Source organism: Limnohabitans sp. Jir61 (assembly GCF_003063545.1).
In the GTDB taxonomy this organism is placed as follows: Bacteria; Pseudomonadota; Gammaproteobacteria; order Burkholderiales; family Burkholderiaceae_C; genus Limnohabitans.
This window is the reverse complement of sequence record NZ_NESD01000002.1, coordinates 159419-185133: the sequence shown is the minus strand read 5'-3', so window position 1 is coordinate 185133 and position 25715 is coordinate 159419. Positions and strand designations below refer to the sequence as shown.

Genomic DNA, 25715 nt, shown 5'->3' with positions numbered 1-25715 from the left:
AGTCTCAATGTGTAGCTCTATGTTTCTTGCTGTGTCTTTGTTGAATGTGTCGGTTTCATAGTCGTGCTCATATAACTAGCCATCTGCTAGTAACCTAGACAAAAGCCTTAAGACAAGTAACGCTTGGTCAACTTGCCAGCAAGTGTTTTGGTATTTGTGTATTTTCTAAATCTATGCAGTCCATGTTGCCTTTCCATGCCTCTTTGCTAATGTAAGTACCCCAACCGTGTTCGCGACCACTTGTTAGGGGGTGGATTTTTATATCGTCTGTGCCTATGCCTGTTTCTATCCAAAGTTTTGAGAGTTTTTCTAGGAAATCTACGTCTAGCCTTTTTGTATCAATGTTTCCGAATGCAATGTGATAGTGAAGCGTTCGATTGTGGTCGTATGTATTTGTAGTGCCTTCGAGTGAAACGATAAGAATAGGAAGGTATTTGGGATTTCGTTTGTGTCCGTTGCCTGTAAGTAGCCAGTTAAGTTTTTTTCTAAAGTCGCACATTACATCGTTTGCAATGCTGACCAGTTCGGTCATTTTTGTTGCGTTTGCATTACGTGTTCTTAAAGTTGTTTGAAGTGTCATTCCGTATGTGCAATGACTTGCAAACTGTCCGTAAAGCTGCTGCTGTGCCTTTATTAGTTCTCGCTTGTTCATGCAAATATTTATCTGCACTGATATTTATTTGTGAAAAGACTGGTTCTTTTCTGTTCAAAGGCTAGATAGGGGTTGTCCATTTACAAGCACCGAAAATAAAGTTGTGTTGCCCAGTTAAAAAAAGGAGAAAGACTATGGCAACACTTGCATCGTTAAAGCTTGTAGCAGCTAAAAAACCTACAAATCAGTCACCTGTTGTGCAGCGCCGCAATAAGCTAAGCAGTAAGGTGTTCGAACAAATCCAGCTGGCACATGCACAAAGCCGCGGCGAAAGTTATGCGCCAACTAAAAACAAGACAGTTACAAATACAGGCGGTGAGCGTGTTGTTGTAACAGTGCCTAAGCGCATTAAGCCTTGGTGGTTTGTTGCAGAAAATGGCAAGTGCTGTATTGCTATCCGTTACGGCGCAAAGGTTATTGAACTTGCAAAAGGCAAGACTGCTATTGAAGTTGCTAATCCTGATGCGCTTATTGAAGCTTTGGAAGCGGTAAACGTAGCAGTACTCGCGGGTGAGTTAGACAGCCAGATTGAAGCTGTTTCAGGTCAGCTGCGGAGTGGCTTTCTAAAGTAAGCGAAAGGGTGTGTTTGCCAAGCGCCAGCACACCCATAAATACTTTTTTAGAGAGGTACTGAAATGAGAGCATTTGAGTTTGTGGATGTTGGGCAGCAGCATGTAGATGCAATAAAACAGCAAGCAAAGGCTGCACAAAAACGAGCTAAGGAAGCGGCGTTGCGGTTAAGGTTGCAGCAGACGCAGCAACGCTTAACAAAGATGTCTACGCAACCTGCATGAAGCTAACGCTGAAATCCAGTCAAACGATTCAAAAGAGCAATGTTGATGAACTGACGCTATGCATTGCGTAAACATGTATCCATGACGTGTCTTGTATAGCTAAAATAGTCACTCAAGATAGCTGTTCTTTAGCAGTGCTAGTTTTACGTAAAATGCTACTTACTTCTACAGTTGCTTCTACAGTCTTGCAAATAGCCCGCTAAGCCGCATAAACACTAGGTTTATTTTTAGTTAATCGTCTCATAAAATTTGTGCACCGAGATTGGGAAACTGCTCGTGTGAATGACGTCAAATTCGGTGAAAGCTAAGTCGCAAGATATGCCAATGCCGAGCGAAGCTAAGTGCGAAAGCACTTTGAACGTGTAGAGACTAGACGGCGTCCACCTAAAGCGCAAGCCATGGTGAAGGCATAGTCCAGGGAGTAGTGAAAGCTACACAAACCTGAATCCTTTGGTCGACAGTTCAAGTCTGTCACGCCCTACCAACTATGAAAAGCTCTTGTCAGAAATGACAAGAGCTTTTTTCATTTGGGTTTATTTCGATGGTGTTAACGTGCAGTAACTAACTTGTCGTTAGAGCAATCGAATAGGAAAAACAATGTCGTTGATGACCTCAGAAACCTTTGGTGATGTCAAGGTAAAAAATCGCATCTTTATGGCCCCGCTTACCCGCATGCGCGCTGGAAATGATGGTGTCCCTGGTGAGTTGGCTGCACAGTATTACTCGCAACGGGCCTCTGCAGGTTTGATCATCACAGAGGCAAGCCAAATCTCCGAGCACGGCAAAGGCTATCCAGCGACGCCTGGTATCTATAGCGATGCGCAACGTGATGCTTGGAAAAAAATCACTGACTCAGTACACGCTGCAGGTGGCGTCATTTTTCTTCAGTTATGGCATGTGGGACGTATTTCACATTCATCGCATCATCCCAAGGATGGATTGCCTGGGGCGCCATCTGCAATCAAGCCAACTGGTAAGGTCTATATGGCTTCGTGGGCTTTGGAAGACTATGAAACTCCAAGAGAGATTTCACTTTCAGAGATAGAGGCGCTCAAAAAGTCGTATGTCCACGCCGCGACACAAGCGAAGTTGGCAGGTTTTGATGGAGTTGAGCTGCATGCTGCGAATGGTTACTTGCTTGATCAATTTTTGCAAGATGGTAGCAACCAACGCACGGATGCCTATGGCGGCTCGATTGAGAACAGATGCAAATTGGTGCTTGAGATTTTGAATGACATCATTCCAGTTTGGGGTAGCGGCAGAGTGGGCATCCGTCTTTCGCCCTATGGTGAATTCAATGACATGAAAGATTCTGATCCGATCAAGTTGTTCTCTTACTTGATTGAAAAGCTCAATCCATTGAATCTTTCATATTTGCATTTGATTGAGCCGCGTGCAACTTCAGCTGGAGGAAACGATCAAATTGCCGAAGATGCCCCCAGTACTGGCAAGCTGTTTAGAAAATTATTCAAAGGTAAAGTCGTTTTGGCTGGAGGTTTTAACAAAGACAACGCAACCGCAGCTGTTGAGCACGCAGAAGCGGATGCAGTTGCCTTTGGTCGCATTTTTATTTCCAATCCAGATTTACCAAAGCGCTTTGAGCACGACTTGCCATTGACCCCATACGATAGAGCGACCTTCTATGGTGGCGCTGAAAAAGGCTATACGGATTACCCGTTTGCTGACTGATATTTGCAAAGTCCAGACATAGCCCAACCAGTCATAAAACTTTGCGGACCAAAATTCTTTGGCCAAAGTACCGTCTGGTACTAGCAAATATCTGTGATATACTTTCGGTTTTCCAGAGCGGCTGTAGCTCAGCTGGATAGAGTACTTGGCTACGAACCAAGGGGTCGTGGGTTCGATTCCTGCCAGCCGCACCAAATTGAACAAGGGTTTACATCTTCGGATGTAAACCCTTTTTCTTTTTCCGCGTTGATTGACTTTCCCTCCCTACAATTTCTCTTATGAAAAATTTCTTTGTTATTTCTTTTTCAGCTTTTACTGCTTTATTGGTCGGTTGTGCCACACCAGTGGCTAAGCCTGCGTTCTACCCCAATGCGCACTACCAATATGTCGGTCCTGCCCAAGCGCAGGCTGATGCGCAGGCTTGCTCATACATGGCGCAGCAATCGGATGTGGGCGCTGTGAACAAGGTGGATGCTGGTCGCGCAGCGGCAGCCGGTGCTGCTGGCGTCGGTACAGCTGGGGTGGTGGGCTCATTGCTGACGGGTCACAAGCCAGATTTGAAAGACATCGCCGCCGGCGCAGCTGCCATTGGTGCTGGTGGTGCAGCTGCTACCGCGGCTGCCCAATCGGTAGGCGGTAGCAGTTTGTACCGCCAATTCGTGCAGCAATGCTTGGCTGAACGAGGCTATCAAGTTATTGGCTGGCATTAAGTTCAGTCAGCAGCAATGAGCAAGGCCTTCACCCGTGAAACCGATGGCGAGGACGATGACCTTACTTTGCCGCCATTGCCAGCAGGTAGCAAAAATTACATCACGCCGCAAGGCTATGCGGTGCTGCGTGACGAGTTGTTTGATCTGATCGACAACGAGCGCCCGCGCATTGTTGAAATCGTGCACTGGGCCGCCAGCAATGGTGACCGTTCAGAAAACGGCGACTACTTGTATGGCAAAAAACGCCTGCGCGAGATTGACCGCCGCATTCGCTTCCTCACCAAGCGTTTAGAGATTGCCGAAATCACCGACCCCAGCAATCACCATGGCAAAGACCAAGTGTTCTTTGGTGCAACGGTCACGTATGTGGACGAGGCTGACATCGAGCGCACCGTCACCATCCTAGGTATTGATGAGGCCGACAGCCTCAAAGGCCAAGTGACGTGGGTGTCGCCCATTGCACGCGCCTTGCTCAAAGCACGCGAAGGCGATGTGGTGAAGTTGGTCACACCCGTGGGTGTGCAAGATGTGGAGGTGGTGGAGGTTCGTTATCCAGCACCTGTGGCTGAAAAGACCTAAGCCTGAGCGATCGGTCGTTTACGCTTCGCGCCCCACGCCCGACACCACGCGCTGCGCTTGCAGCACCGAAGGCACGCGGCGTAAGGAGCCCAAAACGGCGTCTAAGTGTGCACGGTCACGCACGGCAATGACAAAGCGCAAGTCAAACGCTTCTTGCCCGCTCACCTCGTCTGCCATGTTTACCAAAGTGATGTCTGCTTCCGCACTGGTGATGGCTGATGCCACGCGAGCCAGCACACCTTTGCCGTTGCTTGCTGTCACCACCACGGCCACTTCAAAGCTGCGTGCGGGTTCTTCAGACCATTCCACGTTGATGAAGCGTTCGCTGTCTTTGTATTTCAGACGCTGCGCCACGCCGCAGTTGTCAGTGTGCACCACCAAGCCTTCGCCGCGACCTAGGTAACCCACAATGGCGTCGCCCGGCACAGGGCGGCAACAGGTGGCGTATTGCACGGAAGCGTTTTCGCTGCCATCCACTGTGACGCTGCCTTGCGACACGTTTTCGTGTGCGGTGAAGCGTTCGCGGCTCAACAACAAGGCATCAGGTTTTTGGCCTGTGTCTGACAACAAGGTGGCCAATCGCTTGGCCACGATGCTGGCCACGCGCTTGCCTAGGCCAATGTCTGTCAGCAGTTCTGCTTTGGTTTTGCTGCCCGTGAAGTGCAGCAACTTTTCCCAAATATGGGCGTACTGTTCGTCTTGCGCAGGCATGTCTTCAATGCCTTCAGCACGCAGTGCTTGGGCCAACAGTTTTTTGCCCAAGTCTTGCGACTCGGAGTGCGCCATAGTCTTGAGGTGATGGCGAATTTTGGATCGTGCACGACCTGTGCGCACAAAGCCCAGCCATGCGGGGTTGGGCGAAGCCACGGCAGAAGTCACCACCTCGACGATGTCGCCATTGCGCAGCTCGGTACGCAGTGGCACTTGCTCACCGTTGATCTTGCCCGCCATCGTGCGGTCGCCCACATCGCTGTGCACCGCATAGGCAAAGTCGACGATGGTCGCGCCGCGTGGCATTGCCATGATCTTGCTCTTTGGGGTGAACACATACACCGCATCTGGGAATAGATCGACTTTGACATGATCCCAAAACTCGGTGGCGTCTCGCGTTTCATCTTGAATGTCCAGCAAGGATTGCAACCATTGGTTACCCAAGTTGGCATTGGATTCGTTGCTCGATCCTTTGTCTTTGTAAAGCCAGTGAGCAGCCACGCCAGTTTCGGCCACGAGGTGCATGGCCTCAGTGCGCATTTGAAACTCAACGTTCAAACCCGAGGGCCCCACGATGGTGGTGTGCAGCGATTGGTACCCGTTGAGCTTGGCAATGGCAATGTGGTCTTTGAACTTGCCCGGTACGGGCTTGTACATCTGGTGCAACACGCCCATGGCTGTGTAGCAGTCAATGACATCGGGCAGTACCAAACGGAAGCCGTAAATATCGGTCACCTGTGCAAAGCTCAGGTGCTTGCCATCCATTTTTTTGTAAATGGAATACAACGTTTTTTCGCGGCCCGAAATGCGCACCTTCAAACCTTGCTTAGCAAAAGAGGCTTCCACCTCTTGCTCTACCTTTTGCATCAAATCGCGTCGGCGGTGACGGGCTTTTTGAATGGCTTTGTTCAGCACCTTGTGACGCCACGGCCACAGGTATTGAAAGCACAGCTCTTGAAGTTCGCGGTAGGTTTGGTTCAAGCCCAAACGGTGGGCGATGGGTGCGTAAATCTCTAGTGTTTCGTTGGAGATGCGGCCCCATTTGGCACGGGGCATATCGCCCATGGTGCGCATGTTGTGGCTGCGGTCGGCCAGCTTGATGAGGATGACGCGCACATCACGCGCCATGGCCAGCAACATCTTGCGGAATGACTCGGCTTGGTTTTCTTCACGGGTGTTGAATTCCAGCTTGTCGAGCTTGGTCAGGCCATCTACCAGCTCGGCCACTTGAATGCCAAAGCGCTCGATCAAGTCGGTTTTGGTGATGCCACAGTCTTCCATCGCGTCATGCAGTAGCGCAGCCGACAGGGCTTGCGCGTCTAGCTTCCATTCCGCGCACTGCGCGGCCACGGCGATGGGGTGGGTGATGTAGGGCTCGCCACTGTTGCGCAGTTGACCCAAATGGGCTTCGTCGGCATAGCGGTAGGCGCGGCGCACCATGTCTAGGCCTTCTGGGTTGAGGTAGCCTAATTTTTCAGTCAACGCCGCAAAGCTTGCCGCGGCAGCATTGGCTGCGGCAGCGCTTCCAGACATGGAAGCAGGGGGCTTTAACGTGGATTGGCTGACGCTCATAGTGAATACTTTACCCGCAATGAAAAAAGCACCGACAGAGCGGTGCTTTTTACTTGGGATAACCCCGATTTAGCCTGGTACTTTTTTCAGCATCTCAATGCCGATTTGGCCAGCCGCAATTTCGCGCAAGGCGGTCACGCCTGGCTTGTTTTTGCTTTCCACCTTAGCAGTGTGGCCTTGGCTGAGCATGCGAGCGCGGTAAGTGGCGCACAGCACCAATTGAAAGCGGTTAGGGATTTGCTCGAGGCAATCTTCAACAGTGATGCGGGCCATGTGGATACTCCAGAATTCAGGTGATGTTCAGGGCTTGAAAGATCTCAGCCCGAGCCCGGCGCTGTGCCAGGTATTTGAGGCGCTGTGCATGCACGATCGCTTTAAGGTCGAACAATGCCGTCTCAAACAATTCGTTGATTATAACGTAGTCAAATTCTTTGGCCTGTGCCATCTCGTCTGCGGCGTTTTGCAGGCGCAGCTCAATGATCTCAGGCGCGTCTTCGCCACGGTTGTGCAGGCGAGACTTCAGTTCTTCCCAGCTGGGCGGCAAGATGAAGATGAGTACGGCGTTGGTAAACAGCTTTTTGACTTGAATCGCGCCTTGGAAGTCGATCTCCAAAATCACATCTGCGCCTTGCGCAATACGGTCTTCAATGGCTTTGCGCGACGTGCCGTAGCGCTGGCCGTGCACATTGGCCCATTCCAAAAACGCGTTGCCTTCCACCATTTGGTCGAATTCAGGGGGCGACACAAAGAAGTATTCGCGGCCATGCTTTTCTTGGCCACGTGGCTGGCGCGTGGTGTGGGACACGGAAGGGCGCACTTTGGCGTCTAGCTCCATCAAGGCTTTGACGAGGCTTGATTTGCCAGCCCCGCTGGGGGCCGCGACCACAATGAGGTTGCCGGGGAAGTTGTCCATTATTCGATGTTCTGTACTTGTTCGCGGAGTTGTTCGATCAACACTTTCATGTCCACCGAAATACGGGTCATTTCCATGGTGGCCGACTTTGAGCCCAAGGTATTGGCCTCGCGGTGCAGCTCTTGAATGAGGAAGTCCAAACGCTTGCCCACACCTTCTGCCTTGCCGCCTTTGGCCAGCAAGTCGTCCATCTCGTCAAAGTGGGATACCAAGCGGGTCAGCTCTTCGGCCACGTCAATGCGAATGGCAAAGGAGGTGGCTTCGGTCAAAGCACGGTCTTGCGCGGCTTCGGGCAGGGCCGTGCCTTCGGTCAAGGCCATGGCTTCGCGCCAACGCTCTAAAAAGCGCAAGCGTTGTTGCTCCACCAGTTGGGGCACCAGTGGTGCGGCCTGTGTGGCCAGCACGCGCAGCTGGCCAATGCGCTCGCGCAGGGTTTGCGACAAGCGTGCACCTTCGCGTTCGCGGGCGTCGCTCAGTTGGGTCAGGGTGGTTTGGGCCAGTTTCAGCACCGCAGGGCCAATGTCGGCGGGCGCGGCAGATTGGGCCGTGGCCAAGCGCAATACATCGGCCACAGACAGGCCGTTGGCCTTTGGCAAGTGAGCGTGTACTAGCTCTTGTAAGCCCAGCAGGCGTTGCAGCAGGGCAGGGGTGGGCTCAGAAAAGCTGCTGTCAGCCGTGCTTTCAATGTTCGCGCGCACCTCGACTTTGCCGCGTTTGAGGTGCTTGGTGACGAGTTCGCGCATGGCCGCTTCGTGCTGGCGCAGCTCTTCGGGCATCTTGAACGTGAGGTCTAGAAAGCGGCTGTTGACCGAGCGAATCTCCAGCCCCAAGCGCAGGGCTGGGCTGTTGGCGATGTCTGAAGTCAGCTCGGTTTGCGCGCTGGCATAACCGGTCATGCTGTAAATGGGCATGGGGTGGCGTTTCGTATCAAAGGTTAGATTATCTCAGGCTCTCCGTTTCAGTTTTTTGACGCAGGGGCGGGGTATTCGGATTGGTCGACAATTAGTCTTTTACCGAACCGCTAGAAGTATTAAAAAATGACCACCACCTTGCCCGCCTCTCGCCACACCCGTGCTGCCGACCAACTGCGCCCCGTGCGCATTACCCGTAACTACACCATGCATGCCGAAGGCTCGGTGCTGATTGAGTTTGGCCACACCAAAGTGCTGTGCACCGCATCGGTGGAAGAAAAAGTGCCTGGCCACAAAAAAGGTTCGGGCGAAGGCTGGGTCACCGCCGAATACGGCATGCTGCCTCGCGCCACCCACACCCGTAGCGACCGCGAAGCCGCACGCGGCAAGCAATCGGGCCGCACGCAAGAAATTCAGCGCCTCATTGGCCGCTCGATGCGCGCTGTGTTTGACCTGAAGAAACTGGGCGAACGCACCATCCATTTGGACTGCGACGTGTTGCAAGCCGACGGCGGCACACGCACCGCCAGCATCACCGGCGCATTTGTGGCTGCGCAAGACGCTGTGAACAAGCTCATTGACGCAGGCAAGATTTCAGAGAGCCCCATCACCCAAGGCATTGCTGCGATTTCGGTGGGCATGTTGGGTGACTTGCCCTTGCTGGATTTGGAATACACCGAAGATTCAGGCTGCGACACCGATATGAACGTGGTCATGACCAGCGCTGGCCACTATGTGGAAGTGCAGGGCACAGCCGAAGGCTTGCCGTTCACCCGAGATCAAATGAACGCCTTGCTGGCCTTGGCCGAAAAAGGCGTGCGCGAACTCATCGCCATGCAGCAAGAAGCCTTGGCTTCTTAACCATGACGCAGTCCATGAAACGAATCGTTCTGGCCTCTAACAACAAAGGCAAACTCGCCGAGCTGCAAGCCATGTTTGCGCCGTTGGGCGTCGAGCTGGTGCGCCAAGGCGATTTGCACATTGGCGAAGCCGAAGAGCCGTTTCACACCTTTGTAGAAAACGCCCTGGCCAAAGCCCGCCACGCCGCGCGTGAAAGCGGCTTGCCCGCTGTGGCTGACGATGCGGGCTTGTGTGTAGACGCCTTTGGCGGCTTGCCCGGCGTGCAAACCGCGTACTACGCCACCCAGTTTGGCTACGAAAAAAGCGACAACAACAACGTGCGTGCATTGCTAGAGCAAATGGCCAACATCGACAACCGCCGCGCCGCCTTGGTCAGCACCCTAGTCGCCGTGCGCCACCCCGACGACCCCGAGCCGCTCATTGCGGTGGGCCGCGCTGTGGGTGAAATTACCCGTGAGCCTGTGGGCAGCAATGGCTTTGGCTTTGACCCCATCATGTTCATCCCGCGCTTTGGCAAAACCTTTGCCGAGCTGCCCATCGACGTGAAAAACGCCAACAGCCACCGTGGCCAAGCCGCGCAGCAAATGCTCGCGCTCATGCTTGAGCGTTGGTTCGTTTGAAACACTGTCAATGACTCAAGACATCCAACACCTCATGCGCCCCGGCACGCTGTCGCTCAGCAGCTTGCCGCCACTCTCGCTGTATGTGCATTTGCCGTGGTGCTTGAAGAAGTGCCCGTACTGCGACTTCAACTCGCACGAACTAACTAGTAGCGTGGGTGGCGAGCTGCCCGAGCAGCGTTACCTTGACGCCTTGTGTGCCGACCTAGAGCACAGCCTGCCGCTTATTTGGGGCCGCACTGTGCACAGCATCTTCATTGGGGGCGGCACGCCCAGCTTGTTTTCGCCTGCTGCGATTGAGCGGCTCATCAGCGACATGCGCGCGCGTTTGCGCCTAGAGGCCGATTGCGAAATCACGCTAGAGGCCAACCCCGGCACGTTCGAGAAAGACCGCTTCCGCGCCTTTCGTGCCGCAGGCGTGACCCGCTTGTCGGTGGGCGTGCAAAGCTTTAATGACCAACATTTGCAGGCTTTAGGCCGCGTACACAACCGCGCCCAAGCCATTGCCGCGGTAGATGAGGCACGTGAAGCCTTTGACACCTTCAACCTCGACTTGATGTACGCCTTACCCGGCCAAACGCTGTCGCAGTTGGACGAAGACCTGGACATGGCCTTGTCGCTCGCGCCCCCGCATTTGTCGGTGTACCACCTCACCATCGAGCCCAACACCGTGTTTGCCAAATTCCCGCCGCAAGTGCCGGAGGATGACGACGCCTACGCCATGCTCGACCGAATCACCGAGCGCACCGCCGCCGTGGGCCTGCACCGCTACGAAGTGTCGGCCTACGCCAACGACAACCACCGCTGCTGGCACAACCTCAACTACTGGCAGTTTGGTGACTACCTAGGCATTGGCGCTGGCGCACACAGCAAGCTCAGCTTTGCCCACCGCGTGCTGCGCCAGGTGCGCAACCGCGACCCGCGCCTGTTCATGGACCACGCGCTAGACACCAGCCGCGCCGACCGCGCTGTGGCCCAAAGCACCGAGGTGTCGCGCGCCGAGCTGCCGTTTGAATTCATGCTCAACGCTTTGCGCTTGCGCCATGGTTTTTCTCTGGCCGACTTCACCGACCGCACCGGCCTGCCCGTGACCGCCATTCAAGCCGCGTTGACCGAAGCCGAAGCCAAGGGTTTGATCACGCGGGACTTTCAGCGCGTGGTGCCCACCGAACGTGGCTTTGATTTCTTGAGCGATTTGCAATCTTTGTTTTTGTCTGAGGACTGAAGCAAAAGGACGTAAAAGTCGCATTACAATGCTGGCTGAATTCAACTGGAAGCGTGGCAGAGTGGTTGAATGCACCGGTCTTGAAAACCGGCGAAGGTGTGAGCCTTCCGTGAGTTCGAATCTCACCGCTTCCGCCAAACAAAAAACGCACCCCTTGGGGTGCGTTTTTTCTTTCCCTACATACATCCCCCCTCAAGCTCCAACATCGGCAAACCATTGCCGCTTGTGCTTTGGCACGCCTTATGCATATTTGCCACCAATTGGACAACCCAATTACCGCAACAAGGAACACACGGAAATGACCTCAACATCTTGAAGGAGCTTTCTATGGAACCCACAAGCATGATGCGTGTCAACGCCCACTCCAGCAGCTATGGTGGGCACGGCAGCACGCCGCAAGACCGGCAGCACCAGCGGCGTCAAAAGAAATTGGCGCTGATTGATGCGGTAGAGCACGGCCACTTAGAAGCTTCCAAGCATGCTCTCAAGGTGTTGATGAATTTCGATCAATCGCTCAGCACCGATGCGCAGTTTGTGCGCTTGTCCAAAGCGCTAGATGCGGGCAGTGTGTACTTGGCGCAGCAGATCGTGCGCGAGATCAAAGCCAAGCTGATCAACGCCACGCCATTAACAACTCATACGGCTCATGTATCGCACACCGTGCATGCGTCACACCCACACCGGCCACACTTACCCGACGGCACGCATTTGGTGGATACACAGGCTTAGCGTGTTTTGGCCCTGCAGGCCGCTTGCATGTCGCGGTCTCGAATAAAGCCGCATTGCCCGCTGCCGCCGCCTGTTTCGGCGCGGCACATGGCTTGTAGGTCGCTGTCGCGGATAAAGCCACATTGGCCGCTACCCCCGCCGGTGGTGGCGCGGCAATAGGCTTGCTTGTCTGGGTTTTGAATGAACCCACATTGGCCCGAGCTACTAGATGATGACGTGTTGGCGCGCTCTGCGCTGGCACGGCAAGCAGCCTGCATGTCATGGTCTCGAATGAATCCGCACTGGCTGCTGCCGCCACCTGTTTCGGCGCGGCAACGCGCTTGCAAATCGCTGTCGCGAATAAATCCACAGTGGCTAGACCCACCGCCGTTGATGGCACGGCAATAGGCTTGTCGGTCAGGGTTTTGAATAAAGCCGCAGTCGCCTTGTTGGGCGAACACTGAGAGGGGCATTAGCAGGTAAGCAAGCCACAGCAATGCGCGAAGGTAATGTGTGTTCATCCGTGTTCTCCTGTCTTGTTGATTCTCGTCGTGATTGAGCGTGAGGGTAGCGCGCTAAAATCATCACAACTTCCAAAGCCAACTCTTGCGGTTGGCTTTTTTATTTCGGCGAGAGCCGAAAAGCAAAGGTGACCCGTGTTTAAAAATGTGATGGTGTATCGAATTGCTGAGGGCTGGAGCCCCAGCCTTGAGCAAATGGAACAGGCGCTAGACGCCGAGCGTTTTGTGCCGTGTGGCGCAAGCCAAGAAAAAGCGATTGGCTGGGTCGAACCACGTGGCGAGGCGCATGGCCCGCTGGTGGAGGCGGTGAGTGGTCAGCGTATGTTGAAGCTCAAGATCGAGACCAAGGGTGTGCCCGGCTCCATCGTGACCCGAAAGGCCAAAGAGCGCAGCGCGGTGATTGAAGCCACCGAAGGTCGCAAGCCCGGCAAGAAGGAAATGAAGGAAATCAAAGAAGACGTGAAGATGTCTTTGATGCCCATGGCCTTCAGCAAAGAGTCGTCGATTCTGGTGTGGATTGACCCAGTCACTAACCTGATGGTGCTGGACGCAGGCAGTCAAGCCAAAGCGGATGAGGTGGTGACGATGCTGATCAAGTCATTCGCGGGTTTGAGCCTGACTTTGATCAACACACAAATGTCGCCGCAGTCGGCCATGGCTTCATGGTTGATCACGCAAGAGTCGCCTGCTGCATTCAGCGTGGACCGTGAGTGCGAGCTAAAGGCCGCTGATGAGTCAAAGTCAGTGGTGCGCTATGTGCGCCACCCACTCGATACCGATGAGGTGAAGCAGCACGTAGAAGGCGGCAAGCTGCCCACACGATTGGCGCTGACGTGGGAAGGACGCGTGTCGTTCTCGCTGACCGAAGGCATGCAGCTGAAAAAGATCACGTTTTTAGATGTGGTGTTTGAAGCTACTTCCACTGAAAAAGACGAAGGCTTTGATACCGACGTGGCCATTGCCACGGGTGAGCTGAGCAAACTCATTCCTGATTTGTTTGAAGCCTTGGGCGGCGAGATGGCGCTGGGCTAAAAGCAAAAGGTGTGTGATGCGAATTAACCTTGTCACCCCATTTGCCGAGAAGGATGCGGCCAAGGCGCTAGGTGCGCGTTGGGATGCGGCCAAAAAGTGCTGGTACATCGTGGACGTAGATGACTTAACCCCGTTCATGCGTTGGATTCCAAACTTGGATGCAGCGCAAGACACGGGCGCTACAGCGGCCACAAGCCCCCAAGCAAGCACCAAGACTGCGACGGTGAAGACCAAGCCACCCGTGGCTTCTAAATCTGCCGTAGAGGTGCCGCATTGCGGCTGCCCAGTGTTGCCCTGGGAAGACTGCCAGCATTCGCTAGCGAAGCGCCTGACTTAGTCGGTAATCAGCTCAACGTTCAAGCGGCGGGCGCGTGGGTCCACGTAGTAGCCACCAAATTCGGTGTAGCGCAAAGCGTGTTGTTGGCATTGGCTGCAGGCGTGCACATCGCAACGGTTGTATGGGAAAAACTTCAAGGCCACAGGTGCATCGGCTGATTCGTAACGGGTGCCGTTTGAATGCTGTTCTTCAAACGTAGGTTCATACACATCGGGGTCGCGCAGTGTGGCGACGTGCGTCATCTGCTGGGCAGGCCACACGGCTTCGCTCACGCTCTCCCAGCCTGCGCAGTGTTGCAGGCTGCATTGGCAGGGCGTGTGGGGTTTGGCGGCCAGTTGGCGCAGGGCTTCAGGCGTGCTGATGAACGGAACAGAACTCATAGGGACAGAGCCTACCACTGGGCCGATATGTGAAAGCTCCAAAAACAAAAAAGCCCTGCAGTGCAGGGCTTTTTGCTGTCGCGCACGAGTCGCGGCGGGGCTGTGTGCAATTACTTGCGCTTGGCCAATACTTCGACGTTGCGGTGTGCTTCGCCTGTGAACAACTGACGTGGACGGCCGATTTTGTACTCGGGGTCGCTGATCATTTCGTTCAACTGAGCGATCCAGCCCACGGTACGTGCCAAGGCGAAGATGCCGGTGAACAAGTTCACTGGAATGCCGATGGCGCGTTGCACGATGCCAGAGTAGAAGTCGACGTTGGGGTAGAGCTTGCGGCTGACGAAGTATTCGTCTTCCAAAGCGATCTTTTCCAAAGCCTTGGCCAACTTGAACAAGGGGTCGTTCTCGAGGCCGAGTTCTTTCAACACTTCGTCGCAAGTTTCTTGCATCAACTTGGCGCGTGGGTCATAGTTTTTGTAAACGCGGTGACCGAAGCCCATGAGCTTGACGCCAGAGTTCTTGTCTTTGACCTTTTCCATAAACTCGCCCACTTTGGAGATGCCACCCATTTTTTGGATGTCTTCCAACATGTTCAAGCAAGCTTCGTTCGCGCCGCCGTGTGCTGGGCCCCACAAGCAAGCCACGCCAGCAGCGATGGCTGCGAATGGGTTGGTGCCTGATGAACCGCACAAACGCACGGTAGAAGTAGAAGCGTTTTGCTCGTGGTCTGCGTGCAATGTGAAGATACGGTCCATGGCGCGCTCGAGCACGGGGTTGACCACGTATTCTTCGGTCGGTGTACCGAACATCATGCGCAAGAAGTTACCTGCGTAGCTCAGGTTGTTCTGTGGGTACATGTAAGGCTGGCCCACGCCGTATTTGTAGGCCATCGCAACCAGAGTTGGCATCTTGGCGATCAAGCGGATCGCGGCGATTTCGCGGTGCTCTGGGTTGTTGATGTCAGTGCTGTCGTGATAGAACGCAGACAAAGCGCCCACCAAGCCAGTCAACACAGCCATTGGGTGTGCATCACGGCGGAAGCCGCGCAAGAAGAATTGCATTTGCTCGTTGACCATGGTGTGGTTGGTCACGGTTTTTTCGAATTCAGCTTTTTGTGCTGCGTTAGGCAGTTCGCCCTTCAACAACAAATAGCAAGTTTCGAGGTAGTCGCAGTTGGTGGCGAGTTGTTCGATGGGGTAGCCGCGGTACAGCAATTCACCTTTGTCGCCGTCGATGTAGGTGATGCCAGATTGGCAAGAAGCTGTAGACAAGAAGCCTGGGTCATAAGTGAACATGCCAGTTTGGCCGTACAACTTACGGATGTCGATCACGTCAGGACCAACGCTGCCGCTGTAGACGGGCATCTCGATGCTAGGGCTGCCGTTGCTGAACGACAGAGTGGCTTTGTTATCTGCAAGTTTCATGGTTCTTCCTAAATGTCTTTTTATTAAAAGCGGTGTTCGGTTCAGTCTCTCAACATACGCAGCACTTCAAGTGCTTCTTCTGTCAGGGGCTTTTCTGGCAAGTCTTTGCGTTTCAAAAAGATGTCGAGCAAATCGTTGTCAGACAAGTCCATCAATTCATACATGCCTCTGGCATGACCCACGGTTAAGCGAGATTCATGCCGCTCAAAGAACTTCTTGATGAACAAATCGTTCTCGAGCAGGCCGCGCCGGCTACGCCAGTGCAGTTTGCTGAGGGCTCGTTCGCCAAGCGAAAGCTTGCCGTCTAAGCCATCCAGCGTTGGGTCACCCACAGAGGTGTCGCGAAATGGTGCGTCCGCGTCCATGTTGGTGCTCCGTGTGATGTTTGCCGTGCCTTAGATGGCGCGACGAACCATCAATTCTTTGATCTTGCCGATGGCCTTTGTGGGGTTCAAACCCTTGGGGCACACGTCGACGCAGTTCATGATGGTGTGGCAACGGAACAGACGGTATGGGTCTTCCAAGTTGTCCAAACGGCCAGCGGTGTCTTCGTCACGGCTATCGGCAATGAAGCGATAGGCTTGCAACAAACCAGCGGGGCCCACGAACTTATCGGGGTTCCACCAGAACGATGGGCAGCTAGTGGAGCAGCTGGCGCACAAGATGCACTCGTACAAGCCGTTCAACTCATCGCGCTCTTCGGGTGACTGTAGGCGCTCTTTTTCGGGCACTTGTGTGTCGTTGACCAAGTAAGGCTTGATGGAGTGGTATTGCTTGAAGAACTGAGTCATGTCCACGATCAAGTCGCGGATGACAGGCAGACCTGGCAGAGGCTTCAACACGATCACGCCGGGGAGGGTGCGCATGTTGGTCAAGCAGGCCAAGCCGTTTTTGCCGTTGATGTTCATTGCGTCTGAACCGCACACGCCTTCACGGCATGAACGACGGAACGAAATAGTGGGATCGACGGCTTTGAGTTTCATCAAAGCATCCAAGAGCATGCGCTCGTTGCCATCCAATTCGACCTCGATGGTCTGCATGTAGGGCTTGGCGTCGGTGTCTGGGTCGTAGCGATAGATTTGGAACGTGCGTTTTGTCATGGTGTTTACCTGATCAGAAAGTACGGGTCTGCAGCGGAATGCTGTCGACGGTCAATGGCTTCATTTGCACGGGCTTGTAAGTCAGCTGGTTGCCTTCTTTGTGCCACAGGGTGTGCTTGTGCCAATCTTGGTCGTTACGGCCGTTTGGATGCTCTGGGGTGTCGCCGTAGTCGTTCACAGTGTGAGCGCCGCGGCTTTCGTGACGAGCAGCAGCAGACACCATGGTGGCTTGTGCGGCTTCGATCAAGTTTTCCACTTCCAAGGCTTCGATGCGTGCGGTGTTGAAGACTTTGGAGTTGTCTTTCAAACCAATGTTGTTCACGCGCTCGCGCAGGGCAGCGATTTGCTTGACGCCTTCGTCCATCAACGCCTGTGTGCGGAACACGCTGGCGTGTGACTGCATGGCATCACGGATGTCGTTGGCCACGTCTTGGGCATATTCGCCTGTTTTGTTGGCTTCCAAGCGAGCCAAACGAGCCAAGGTCACGTCAGCCGCATTGGCTGGCAGAGGCTTGTGCTCTTTGTTCTTTTGGTTGAATTCAACAATGTGGTTGCCAGCAGCGCGGCCGAACACCAACAAGTCGAGCAATGAGTTAGTGCCCAAGCGGTTAGCGCCGTGCACTGATACGCAAGAGCATTCGCCCACAGCGTACAAACCGTTCACCACAACGCTTTCGTTGTTGGCGTTTTGCGTCACAACTTGGCCGTTGATGTTGGTGGGGATGCCGCCCATTTGGTAATGGATGGTTGGGATCACTGGGATTGGCTCTTTGGTGATGTCGACGTTGGCAAAGTTGTGGCCAATTTCGAACACCGAAGGCAAACGCTTCATGATGGTGTCAGCACCCAAGTGGGTCATGTCGAGGTTGATGTAGTCCTTGTTTGGACCGCAGCCGCGACCTTCTTTGATCTCTTGGTCCATACAGCGTGACACGTAGTCGCGTGGGGCCAAGTCTTTGTAGGCGGGTGCATAACGCTCCATGAAGCGTTCGCCATTGCAGTTACGCAAGATAGCGCCTTCGCCACGGCAGCCTTCGGTCAACAACACGCCAGCACCGGCCACGCCAGTGGGGTGGAATTGCCAGAATTCCATGTCTTCGAGTGGGATGCCAGCGCGTGCTGCCATGCCCAAGCCGTCGCCGGTGTTAATGAACGCGTTGGTTGAAGCAGCAAAAATGCGGCCTGCACCACCGGTTGCCAACAACACGGTTTTGGCTTCCATGATGTAGAGCTCGCCAGTTTCCATCTCGAGGGCGGTCACGCCCACCACATCACCTGCGTCGTCGCGGATCAGGTCGAGGGCCATCCACTCCACGAAGAAGCTGGTTTTGGCTTTGACGTTTTGCTGGTACAGGGTGTGCAACATGGCGTGACCGGTACGGTCAGCGGCGGCACAAGCGCGCTCAACAGCCTTTTCGCCGTAGTTGGCGGTGTGGCCGCCGAAGGGGCGTTGGTAAATGGTGCCGTCTGGGTTACGGTCGAAAGGCATGCCCATGTGCTCCAAGTCGTACACGACTTTGGGCGCTTCACGGCACATGTATTCAATCGCGTCTTGGTCGCCGAGCCAGTCGGAGCCTTTGACGGTGTCATAGAAGTGGTAGTGCCAGTTGTCTTCGTTCATGTTGCCCAAAGACGCGCCAATGCCGCCTTGTGCAGCCACGGTGTGTGAACGTGTGGGGAACACTTTAGACAACACGGCCACGTTCAAACCTGCGCGAGCAAGTTGCAACGAAGCGCGCATGCCAGAGCCGCCGGCTCCGACGATGACCACATCAAATTTACGACGTGGGATAGAGCTTTTAACTGTCATGACTTAGAGCCTCCAGAGAACCTGAATGGCCCAGCCGAGGCAAGACACCAGCCAGACCAAAGTGAATACTTGCAGAACCAAACGCAAACCGACAGGTTTGACGTAGTCCATCCAAATGTCGCGAACGCCAACCCACACGTGGATGGCAAGTGCGATGAAGACTGAGAAGGTCAAAGCCTTCATGAATTGGGTGCTGAAAATGCCAGCCCATTTGTCATAGCTGATTTCGCCGCTGGTCAACAGCACTTGGCCCAAAACAGCCAAGGTGAACAAAACCATCAAAACACCGGTGACGCGTTGGGCGAGCCAGTCGCGCAGACCGTAGTGCGCGCCCACGACGACGCGCTTGGAACCGTAATTCACGGACATGTTGTTGCTCCTAGGAAATCAGTAAAGGCCAAACAGCTTGGCGCCCAAAGCGGCAGTCAGACCCAGGCTCAACACCAAGGTGACAACAGCTGAAGACTTGCCGAATTCTTTGGTCACTGCGTGGCAAACGTCCATGTAGACGTGGCGAACGCCAGCGATCAAGTGGTGCAAGTAAGCCCAAATCAGGCCCAACACCACAACTTTGACCAACACAGCAGGCACAAAGCCCAAACCGACGGTGAACGCGGCGCTGAATTTGGCAAAGGAAATTTCTGATGACACAGAGGTGTCAAACATCCAAACGAGGAGTGGCAACAACAAGAACATGATCAAACCGCTGATGCGGTGCAAGATCGACACGATGCCGGCCGCTGGAAGGCGGTAAGAAGGCAGATCGGTCAGGGCGTTGATGTTGCGGAACTCAGGCCGCTTTTTGGCAAGCTGGGTCATGTGGGCTCTTTCTTCGGGTTTATCTGTATGTCAAAGCAACTTTAAATTCTATTTCACTTCATCAAACTGACATGAGGGTTTCACGCCTGTCAGCTCAAAGCATTACGGTAGTGATGCGTGTCAGTTCGATAAAGACCACGACGCAGTTCCATGGGGGTGTCGTTGTAGGTGTAGGCCACGCGTTCCACGCTCAGAAGCGGCGTGGCTGCGTCGACCTTGAGTAGTTCGGCTTGCTCGGCGTCTGGGTTGACGGCGCGGATGTTTTCGTCGGCGCGCACCATGCGCACGCCAAACTCGGTTTCGAACAGCGCGTACATCGGGCCGCTGTAATTACTTAAGCGTTCGGCGGTGAGGCCTTTAAATGGTGCGCCAGGCAGCCACAGTTCTTCCAAAATGGTAGGCACTCCCGCATAAGCCAGCACGCGACGCACTTGCAGCACTGGGTCTCCGCTGCGCAGGCTGAGGGCGCGGGCCACGTCGGCACTGGCGCGCAGGCGCTTGCAGTCGATGATGGTGCGCTCGGCAGGGCCTTCGCTTTGGGTGTCGCCGTTGTCGGGCTGTAGCTTTAAGAAGCGGTATTGCACATGCTGTTCAGCGTGTGTCGCCACGAAGGTGCCTTTGCCTTGGCGGCGCACCACCAGGTTTTCAGCGGCTAGCTCGTCAATGGCTTTGCGCACCGTGCCTTGGCTGACGCGAAAACGGGCGGCCAAGTCCATCTCGCTAGGAATGGCTTCGCCCGGCTTCCACTCGCCCGATTGCAGGCTTTGCAGAATCAGCCCCTTGATTTGCTGATACAGCGGACTGAAGGCGGGGGTGAGGCCAGGCGCGCCCAGAGCATCGCCGCCCGCATACGGCGGGTTAGGGCTGGTTGCAAATGAGGGCGCGGAGGTGGTGGCCATTTTTTATTGGATAGACGCTTTTACGTCAGTTCTTTGTCAAGCTCGTATCATATCTTCTATAAGACATAAGACAGAGCAATTCGTCGATTTCGCGGGTAAACTCTGTCCACATTCTTTTTTTAATCACTACTTGGAGTTTTCCTCATGAGCAAGAAGCCTGTTCGCGTTGCCGTCACTGGTGCAGCTGGTCAAATTGGTTACGCACTGTTGTTCCGTATCGCCTCTGGCGAAATGTTGGGCAAAGATCAACCCGTCATCTTGCAGTTGTTGGAAATCCCTGACGAAAAAGCACAAAAAGCGCTCAAGGGCGTGATGATGGAACTCGAAGATTGCGCGTTCCCATTGTTGGCCGGTATGGAAGCCCATGGCGACCCAATGACTGCATTCAAAGACGTCGACTACGCTTTGTTGGTCGGTTCACGTCCACGCGGCCCAGGCATGGAGCGCGCTGAATTGCTCGCCATCAACGGCGCGATCTTCACAGCTCAAGGTAAGGCTTTGAATGCTGTGGCTTCACGCGACGTGAAAGTCTTGGTCGTCGGCAACCCAGCCAACACCAACGCTTACATCGCCATGAAAGCGGCTCCTGACCTCAAGCCAGGCAACTTCACTGCCATGCTGCGTTTGGACCACAACCGCGCCGCTTCTCAAATCGCTGCCAAGACTGGCAAAGCCGTGGCCGACATCGAGAAATTGTGCGTGTGGGGCAACCACTCTCCAACGATGTACGCCGACTACCGCTTCGCCACCATCAAGGGCGAGTCTGTCAAGACCATGATCAACGACCAAGAGTGGAACGCCAATGTGTTCTTGCCAACAGTTGGTAAGCGCGGCGCCGCCATCATTGACGCACGCGGTTTGTCTTCAGCTGCTTCTGCTGCTAACGCTGCCATCGACCACATGCGCGATTGGGCTTTGGGCACCAACGGCAAGTGGGTGACCATGGGTATCCCATCACAAGGCTGGTACGGCATTCCAAAAGACGTCATGTTCGGTTTCCCCGTGACATGCGAAAACGGCCAATACAAAGTGGTCGAAGGTTTGGAAATCGACGCATTCAGCCAAGGCTGCATCGACAAGACTCTGAAAGAGTTGACCGATGAGCAAGCTGGCGTTGCCCACTTGATCTAATTCTCAACAGAGACATAGAGTGAGCCATCCGCGCGACGTTCTGCTGGGGGCACAGGCCTCGGGGGTATCCCTCCCGGTCTGTGACCACTACAGCGGTGTCGAAGCGCGGATGCGCAAAAGCTTGCAGCTGCAAGCTGAAATGACGCAAGAGTTTGGAACCTGCGTCTTTGATGTGACCCTAGATTGTGAAGACGGTGCCCCCGTGGGCGGCGAGGCAGAGCATGCCGCGCTGGTCACCGAGCTGGCATTGAGTGCTGCACCCGAGGCCCGTGTGGCCGTGCGTGTGCACCCCGTTGATCACCCCAGTTTTCAAGCAGACATTGCCACCATTGCTGGCAAAGCTGCTAATCGCTTGACGCACATCATGGTGCCCAAGGTCGAGTCAGTTGCCGATGTGCAACTGGCCGAGCAAGCCTTGATTCAAGCCGGCGCCAAAGATTTGGCCCTCCATGTATTGATTGAGTCGCCCGCTGCTGTGCATCGTGCGTTTGACATTGCCGCGCAGCCGCGCGTGCAGTCGCTCAGTTTTGGTTTGATGGATTTTGTGTCTGCCCATGGCGGCGCAATTCCTGCGCATGGCATGAGTGGCAAAGGCCAGTTCACCCACCCGCTGGTGGTGCGTGCCAAGCTAGAAATTGCCAGTGCCTGCCACGCCCATGGCAAAGTGCCGTCGCATTGCGTGGTGACCGAGTTCAATGACACCGCGGCTATGCGCGCAGCAGTCCAGCGTGCTGCGCACGAGTTTGGCTACACCCGCATGTGGAGCATTCACCCCGCACAAATCCGTCCCATCCTTGAGGCCATGGCCCCTGATGCGGCAGCTATTGAGGTGGCCAGTGAGATTGTGTTGGCTGCGCGTGCCGCTCAGTGGGCGCCCATCAGCCATCAAGGTCAGCTGCATGACCGCGCCAGTTACCGCTTCTTTTGGCAAGTGTTGGAACGTGCGCACAGCACGGGCTGTAGCCTGCCAGCCGAAGTCCAGTTATTCTTCAAGGATTAACCGGAGATGAGTATGCGCAACTTCATGGCTGTGTGGGTTTCGTTGACCCTGTCTAGCTTGGCTTTCGCTGCTGAGCCTGTGGCGCAGCAACAGTCAAAAGCTACGGCTTCAACCCCCGCTAAACAGCTAGCCGTCAAGCACGCGGCGGCCAAGCCCCCAGCTAGACCAGCTGCGCCTAAATACTATTACGTCAGAGGTGATTCCTTGCCAGCTTTGCCAGCAGCAACCACGTCTATACCTGTTTCTGCAGCGCAAATGCAAATGACCGCCCCTGAGCCAGGTGACGTACACACTGGTCGCATGGTGTGCGAGTTGGGCAACTTTGTGAGTGTCACCCCTGACCCGCAGCAGCCTTCACGCTTTGTGGTGCAGATGAAGAAAAACACCTACCTGATGACGCCCGTGGAAACCACCACAGGTGCCGTGCGTTTGGAAGACGCGCAAGCAGGTGCCATGTGGCTGCAGCTGCCGCATAAGTCAATGTTGATGAACAGCAAGCTGGGTCAACGCATGGCTGACGAGTGTCAAAGTGAACATCAAACTGTTGCGGCCCACGCCATGAAGCTAAACCCGCCTCCCAGCTTGCTGGATGGCCCGACCCTTGCCAAAAAATAACCCTTTTAATTTTTGATTTGATAGACCGGAGAAAACCATGTTGAAAGCCTACCGTGACCACGTAGCCGAGCGCGCAGCGCTGGGTATCCCACCTCTGCCATTGGACGCCAAGCAAACGGCTGAATTGATCGAGTTGATCAAAGCCCCTGCCGCAGGCGAAGAAGCGTTCTTGATGGACTTGCTGACTCACCGCGTGCCACCAGGCGTGGACGATGCTGCCAAAGTCAAAGCTTCATTCTTGGCTGCTGTGGCACACGGCGAAGTGAAGGTGGGCTTGATCTCTAAGTCCAAAGCCACTGAGTTGTTGGGCACCATGGTAGGTGGCTACAACGTGCACCCCTTGATCGAATTGCTCGACGACGCTGAAGTGGCTGCTGTAGCCGCTGAAGCTTTGAAGAAAACATTGTTGATGTTCGACTTTTTCAACGACGTCGCTGAAAAAGCCAAGGCCGGTAACGCCAAGGCCAAAGAAGTCATGCAAAGCTGGGCCGATGCCGAGTGGTTCACCACACGTCCTGAAGTCGAGAAAAAAATCACCATCACCGTGTTCAAGGTGCCTGGCGAGACCAACACCGACGACCTGTCTCCTGCGCCTGACGCATGGAGCCGTCCAGACATTCCATTGCACTACTTGGCGATGTTGAAAAACACGCGCGAAGGCGCGGCGTTCAAGCCAGAAGAAGACGGCAAGCGCGGCCCAATGGCCATGATTGAAGAGCTGAAGAAAAAAGGCCATTTGGTCTCTTATGTTGGCGACGTGGTTGGCACAGGCTCTTCACGCAAGTCAGCCACCAACAGCATCATCTGGGGCTTTGGTGAAGACATTCCGTTTGTGCCAAACAAGCGTTTTGGTGGCGTGACCTTGGGCGGCAAGATTGCCCCCATCTTCTTCAACACCCAAGAAGACTCTGGCGCTTTGCCGATCGAAGTGGATGTGACCAAACTCGAAATGGGTGACGTGGTTGACGTGTTGCCCTACGACGGCAAGATCGTCAAGAACGGCGAAACCATCACCACCTTCCAACTCAAGAGCGATGTGCTGTTTGACGAAGTGCGCGCCGGTGGCCGTATCAACTTGATCATCGGGCGCAGCTTGACCGCCAAGGCCCGCGAATTCTTGGGTCTGCCAGCATCAACCGTGTTCCGTTTGCCCACAGCACCTATCACCACAAAAGCTGGTTTCACATTGGCTCAAAAGATGGTCGGTCGTGCGGTTGGTTTGCCAGAAGGCCAAGGCGTTCGCCCCGGCACTTACTGCGAACCCAAGATGACCACCGTGGGTTCACAAGACACCACAGGTCCAATGACACGCGACGAGTTGAAAGACTTGGCTTGCTTGGGCTTCTCTGCTGACATGGTCATGCAATCGTTCTGTCACACAGCGGCTTACCCCAAGTCTGTGGACGTGAAAACGCACCGCGAATTGCCAGCGTTCATCAGCAACCGTGGTGGCGTGGCTCTGCGTCCAGGCGACGGTGTGATTCACTCTTGGCTGAACCGTTTGTTGTTGCCTGACACCGTCGGTACAGGTGGCGACTCTCACACACGTTTCCCAATCGGTATCAGCTTCCCAGCTGGTTCTGGCTTGGTGGCTTTCGGTGCGGCTACAGGCGTGATGCCTTTGGACATGCCCGAGTCCATCTTGGTTCGTTTCAAAGGCGAAATGCAACCTGGCGTGACATTGCGCGACTTGGTGCACGCCATTCCTTTGTACGCGATCAAGCAAGGTTTGTTGACTGTGGCTAAGGCCGGCAAGATCAACGAATTCTCTGGTCGCATCTTGGAAATCGAAGGCCTGCCAAACCTCAAAGTGGAACAAGCGTTTGAATTGTCTGACGCGTCTGCTGAGCGTTCTGCTGCCGGTTGCTCGATCAAGCTCAACAAAGAGCCAGTGGCTGAGTACCTCAAGTCCAACGTGGTTCTGATGAAGAACATGATCGCTGATGGCTACGCTGACGCACGCACTTTGGCTCGTCGCATCGAGAAGGTTGAGCAATGGTTGGCTGCGCCAACTCTGCTCGAGGCCGACAAAGATGCTGAGTACGCACACATCATCGAAATCGACTTGGCTGACATCAAAGAGCCTATCGTGTGCTGCCCGAACGACCCAGATGACGCCAAGTTCTTGTCTGAAGTTGCTGGCACTCACATCGACGAAGCCTTCATTGGTTCTTGCATGACCAACATCGGCCACTTCCGCGCAGCTGCTAAGTTGCTCGGCGGCCAACGCGACATCCCTGTCAAGTTGTGGGTGGCTCCTCCAACAAAGATGGACGAGAGCGAGCTGATCAAAGAAGGTCACTACGCTGCGTTCGGCACTGCCGGTGCTCGTACAGAAATGCCAGGCTGCTCGTTGTGCATGGGTAACCAAGCGCAAGTGCGTGAAGGCGCAACTGTGGTGTCTACATCTACACGTAACTTCCCCAACCGTTTGGGCAAGAACACCAACGTGTACTTGGCTTCTGCCGAATTGGCTGCCATCACATCGAAGATGGGCAAGTTCCCAACAGTGGCCGAGTACCACGCTGCAATGGGCGTGGTCAACAGCGACGGCGCAGCCATCTACAAGTACTTGAACTTCAACCAGATCGACGAGTACGTTGAAACAGCCAAAGGCGTGACAGCTTAAGCTGCCTGCGTCTTCACCCGGCACTTCGGTGCTTGGGTGATAAACAAAACCCCGCAAAGCAACAGCCTTGCGG

The 25715-nt window shown here is 54.6% G+C and carries 28 protein-coding genes and 2 tRNA genes; 16 read left to right on the top strand and 14 right to left on the bottom strand.

Annotated features, from left to right (window positions below):
* Positions 1-127: 127 nt before the first annotated feature.
* Positions 128-652, bottom strand: coding sequence for a hypothetical protein (locus B9Z35_RS07195; RefSeq protein ID WP_108283028.1), 525 nt, complete (start codon positions 650-652; stop codon positions 128-130).
* Between the two features lie 134 nt (positions 653-786).
* Here B9Z35_RS07195 and B9Z35_RS07190 point away from each other — a divergent pair, with 134 nt between their 5' ends.
* The 5 genes from B9Z35_RS07190 to greB all read left to right on the top strand — a co-directional run bounded on the left by B9Z35_RS07190 (position 787) and on the right by greB (position 4424).
* The gene (locus B9Z35_RS07190) at positions 787-1224 is read left to right on the top strand and encodes a DUF6641 family protein (RefSeq protein WP_108283027.1); all 438 of its coding nucleotides are present in this window, start codon (positions 787-789) and stop codon (positions 1222-1224) included.
* Positions 1225-2043: 819 nt separating this feature from the next.
* Positions 2044-3135 (top strand): alkene reductase, encoded by a 1092-nt coding sequence (locus B9Z35_RS07185; RefSeq protein WP_108283026.1) that lies wholly within the window; start codon positions 2044-2046, stop codon positions 3133-3135.
* A gap of 117 nt (positions 3136-3252) precedes the next feature.
* A tRNA-Arg gene (locus B9Z35_RS07180) sits at positions 3253-3329 on the top strand.
* Positions 3330-3413: 84 nt separating this feature from the next.
* The gene (locus B9Z35_RS07175) at positions 3414-3845 is read left to right on the top strand and encodes a hypothetical protein (RefSeq protein ID WP_108283025.1); all 432 of its coding nucleotides are present in this window, start codon (positions 3414-3416) and stop codon (positions 3843-3845) included.
* A gap of 15 nt (positions 3846-3860) precedes the next feature.
* Positions 3861-4424: a transcription elongation factor GreB gene (gene greB / locus B9Z35_RS07170; RefSeq protein WP_108283024.1), complete on the top strand. Its 564-nt coding sequence runs from the start codon at positions 3861-3863 to the stop codon at positions 4422-4424.
* An 18-nt stretch (positions 4425-4442) separates the two neighbouring features.
* Here the strand turns inward: greB and B9Z35_RS07165 are convergent, their stop codons facing one another.
* The 4 genes from B9Z35_RS07165 to B9Z35_RS07150 all read right to left on the bottom strand — a co-directional run bounded on the left by B9Z35_RS07165 (position 4443) and on the right by B9Z35_RS07150 (position 8531).
* Positions 4443-6668, bottom strand: a complete 2226-nt coding sequence (locus B9Z35_RS07165) for a bifunctional (p)ppGpp synthetase/guanosine-3',5'-bis(diphosphate) 3'-pyrophosphohydrolase (RefSeq protein ID WP_108283494.1) — start codon at positions 6666-6668, stop codon at positions 4443-4445.
* Positions 6669-6776: 108 nt separating this feature from the next.
* Positions 6777-6980, bottom strand: coding sequence for a DNA-directed RNA polymerase subunit omega (gene rpoZ / locus B9Z35_RS07160; protein ID WP_104801046.1), 204 nt, complete (start codon positions 6978-6980; stop codon positions 6777-6779).
* Between the two features lie 16 nt (positions 6981-6996).
* A complete protein-coding gene (gmk, locus tag B9Z35_RS07155) occupies positions 6997-7620 on the bottom strand; it encodes a guanylate kinase (protein WP_108283023.1) in 624 nt (207 codons plus the stop codon).
* A complete protein-coding gene (locus B9Z35_RS07150; protein WP_108283022.1) occupies positions 7620-8531 on the bottom strand; it encodes a YicC/YloC family endoribonuclease in 912 nt (303 codons plus the stop codon). Before B9Z35_RS07150 ends, gmk begins: the two co-directional genes overlap by 1 nt.
* 126 nt (positions 8532-8657) lie before the next feature.
* Between B9Z35_RS07150 and rph the strand changes: the two genes are divergently transcribed.
* From rph to B9Z35_RS07125, 5 genes are all read left to right on the top strand, one after another.
* A complete protein-coding gene (gene rph, locus B9Z35_RS07145; protein ID WP_108283021.1) occupies positions 8658-9392 on the top strand; it encodes a ribonuclease PH in 735 nt (244 codons plus the stop codon).
* Positions 9393-9406: 14 nt separating this feature from the next.
* A complete protein-coding gene (rdgB, locus tag B9Z35_RS07140; RefSeq protein ID WP_108283493.1) occupies positions 9407-10012 on the top strand; it encodes an RdgB/HAM1 family non-canonical purine NTP pyrophosphatase in 606 nt (201 codons plus the stop codon).
* Positions 10013-10022: 10 nt separating this feature from the next.
* Positions 10023-11237: a radical SAM family heme chaperone HemW gene (gene hemW / locus B9Z35_RS07135; RefSeq protein WP_108283020.1), complete on the top strand. Its 1215-nt coding sequence runs from the start codon at positions 10023-10025 to the stop codon at positions 11235-11237.
* A gap of 47 nt (positions 11238-11284) precedes the next feature.
* Positions 11285-11374 (top strand) — tRNA-Ser (locus B9Z35_RS07130).
* Positions 11375-11564: 190 nt separating this feature from the next.
* On the top strand, positions 11565-11966 hold the full coding sequence (locus B9Z35_RS07125; protein ID WP_108283019.1) for a hypothetical protein: 402 nt from the start codon (positions 11565-11567) through the stop codon (positions 11964-11966).
* Here the strand turns inward: B9Z35_RS07125 and B9Z35_RS07120 are convergent.
* Positions 11963-12466 (bottom strand): hypothetical protein, encoded by a 504-nt coding sequence (locus B9Z35_RS07120; protein ID WP_199219786.1) that lies wholly within the window; start codon positions 12464-12466, stop codon positions 11963-11965. The two genes, B9Z35_RS07125 and B9Z35_RS07120, sit on opposite strands and share 4 nt — an antisense overlap.
* Positions 12467-12601: 135 nt before the next feature.
* Between B9Z35_RS07120 and B9Z35_RS07115 the strand changes: the two genes are divergently transcribed.
* Together B9Z35_RS07115 and B9Z35_RS07110 are read left to right on the top strand one after the other, a co-directional pair.
* The gene (locus B9Z35_RS07115; RefSeq protein ID WP_108283017.1) at positions 12602-13498 is read left to right on the top strand and encodes a recombination-associated protein RdgC; all 897 of its coding nucleotides are present in this window, start codon (positions 12602-12604) and stop codon (positions 13496-13498) included.
* Between the two features lie 16 nt (positions 13499-13514).
* Complete coding sequence (locus tag B9Z35_RS07110; protein WP_108283016.1) at positions 13515-13835, top strand: DUF5710 domain-containing protein; 321 nt, start codon at positions 13515-13517, stop codon at positions 13833-13835.
* Here the strand turns inward: B9Z35_RS07110 and B9Z35_RS07105 are convergent.
* The 8 genes from B9Z35_RS07105 to B9Z35_RS07070 all read right to left on the bottom strand — a co-directional run bounded on the left by B9Z35_RS07105 (position 13832) and on the right by B9Z35_RS07070 (position 20267).
* Positions 13832-14215 (bottom strand): hypothetical protein, encoded by a 384-nt coding sequence (locus tag B9Z35_RS07105; RefSeq protein ID WP_233246503.1) that lies wholly within the window; start codon positions 14213-14215, stop codon positions 13832-13834. The genes B9Z35_RS07110 and B9Z35_RS07105 overlap by 4 nt on opposite strands.
* 110 nt (positions 14216-14325) lie before the next feature.
* Positions 14326-15639, bottom strand: coding sequence for a citrate synthase (locus B9Z35_RS07100; protein WP_108283015.1), 1314 nt, complete (start codon positions 15637-15639; stop codon positions 14326-14328).
* A gap of 41 nt (positions 15640-15680) precedes the next feature.
* Positions 15681-16004: a succinate dehydrogenase assembly factor 2 gene (locus tag B9Z35_RS07095; protein ID WP_108283014.1), complete on the bottom strand. Its 324-nt coding sequence runs from the start codon at positions 16002-16004 to the stop codon at positions 15681-15683.
* 30 nt (positions 16005-16034) lie between these two features.
* Entirely contained in the window at positions 16035-16739 is a 705-nt protein-coding gene (locus B9Z35_RS07090) for a succinate dehydrogenase iron-sulfur subunit (RefSeq protein WP_108283013.1), read from the bottom strand.
* Positions 16740-16752: 13 nt separating this feature from the next.
* Positions 16753-18549 (bottom strand): succinate dehydrogenase flavoprotein subunit, encoded by a 1797-nt coding sequence (gene sdhA, locus B9Z35_RS07085; RefSeq protein ID WP_108283012.1) that lies wholly within the window; start codon positions 18547-18549, stop codon positions 16753-16755.
* Positions 18550-18552: 3 nt separating this feature from the next.
* Positions 18553-18918: a succinate dehydrogenase, hydrophobic membrane anchor protein gene (sdhD, locus tag B9Z35_RS07080; RefSeq protein WP_108283011.1), complete on the bottom strand. Its 366-nt coding sequence runs from the start codon at positions 18916-18918 to the stop codon at positions 18553-18555.
* 18 nt (positions 18919-18936) lie between these two features.
* Positions 18937-19368, bottom strand: coding sequence for a succinate dehydrogenase, cytochrome b556 subunit (sdhC, locus tag B9Z35_RS07075; RefSeq protein WP_108283010.1), 432 nt, complete (start codon positions 19366-19368; stop codon positions 18937-18939).
* Positions 19369-19457: 89 nt separating this feature from the next.
* Entirely contained in the window at positions 19458-20267 is an 810-nt protein-coding gene (locus tag B9Z35_RS07070) for a GntR family transcriptional regulator (protein ID WP_108283009.1), read from the bottom strand.
* Positions 20268-20411: 144 nt separating this feature from the next.
* On the opposite strand from B9Z35_RS07070, the gene B9Z35_RS07065 reads away from it, so the two are divergent.
* The 4 genes from B9Z35_RS07065 to acnB are packed head-to-tail and all read left to right on the top strand — an operon-like array spanning position 20412 to position 25642.
* Positions 20412-21398, top strand: a complete 987-nt coding sequence (locus B9Z35_RS07065; RefSeq protein WP_108283008.1) for a malate dehydrogenase — start codon at positions 20412-20414, stop codon at positions 21396-21398.
* Between the two features lie 19 nt (positions 21399-21417).
* Positions 21418-22398 carry a CoA ester lyase gene (locus B9Z35_RS07060; RefSeq protein WP_108283007.1) on the top strand — a complete coding sequence of 327 codons (981 nt, stop codon included), beginning with the start codon at positions 21418-21420 and terminating at the stop codon, positions 22396-22398.
* Positions 22399-22404: 6 nt separating this feature from the next.
* Positions 22405-23013 (top strand): hypothetical protein, encoded by a 609-nt coding sequence (locus B9Z35_RS07055; protein WP_146178964.1) that lies wholly within the window; start codon positions 22405-22407, stop codon positions 23011-23013.
* Between the two features lie 37 nt (positions 23014-23050).
* Positions 23051-25642 carry a bifunctional aconitate hydratase 2/2-methylisocitrate dehydratase gene (gene acnB, locus B9Z35_RS07050; RefSeq protein WP_108283005.1) on the top strand — a complete coding sequence of 864 codons (2592 nt, stop codon included), beginning with the start codon at positions 23051-23053 and terminating at the stop codon, positions 25640-25642.
* Positions 25643-25715 lie beyond the last annotated feature (73 nt).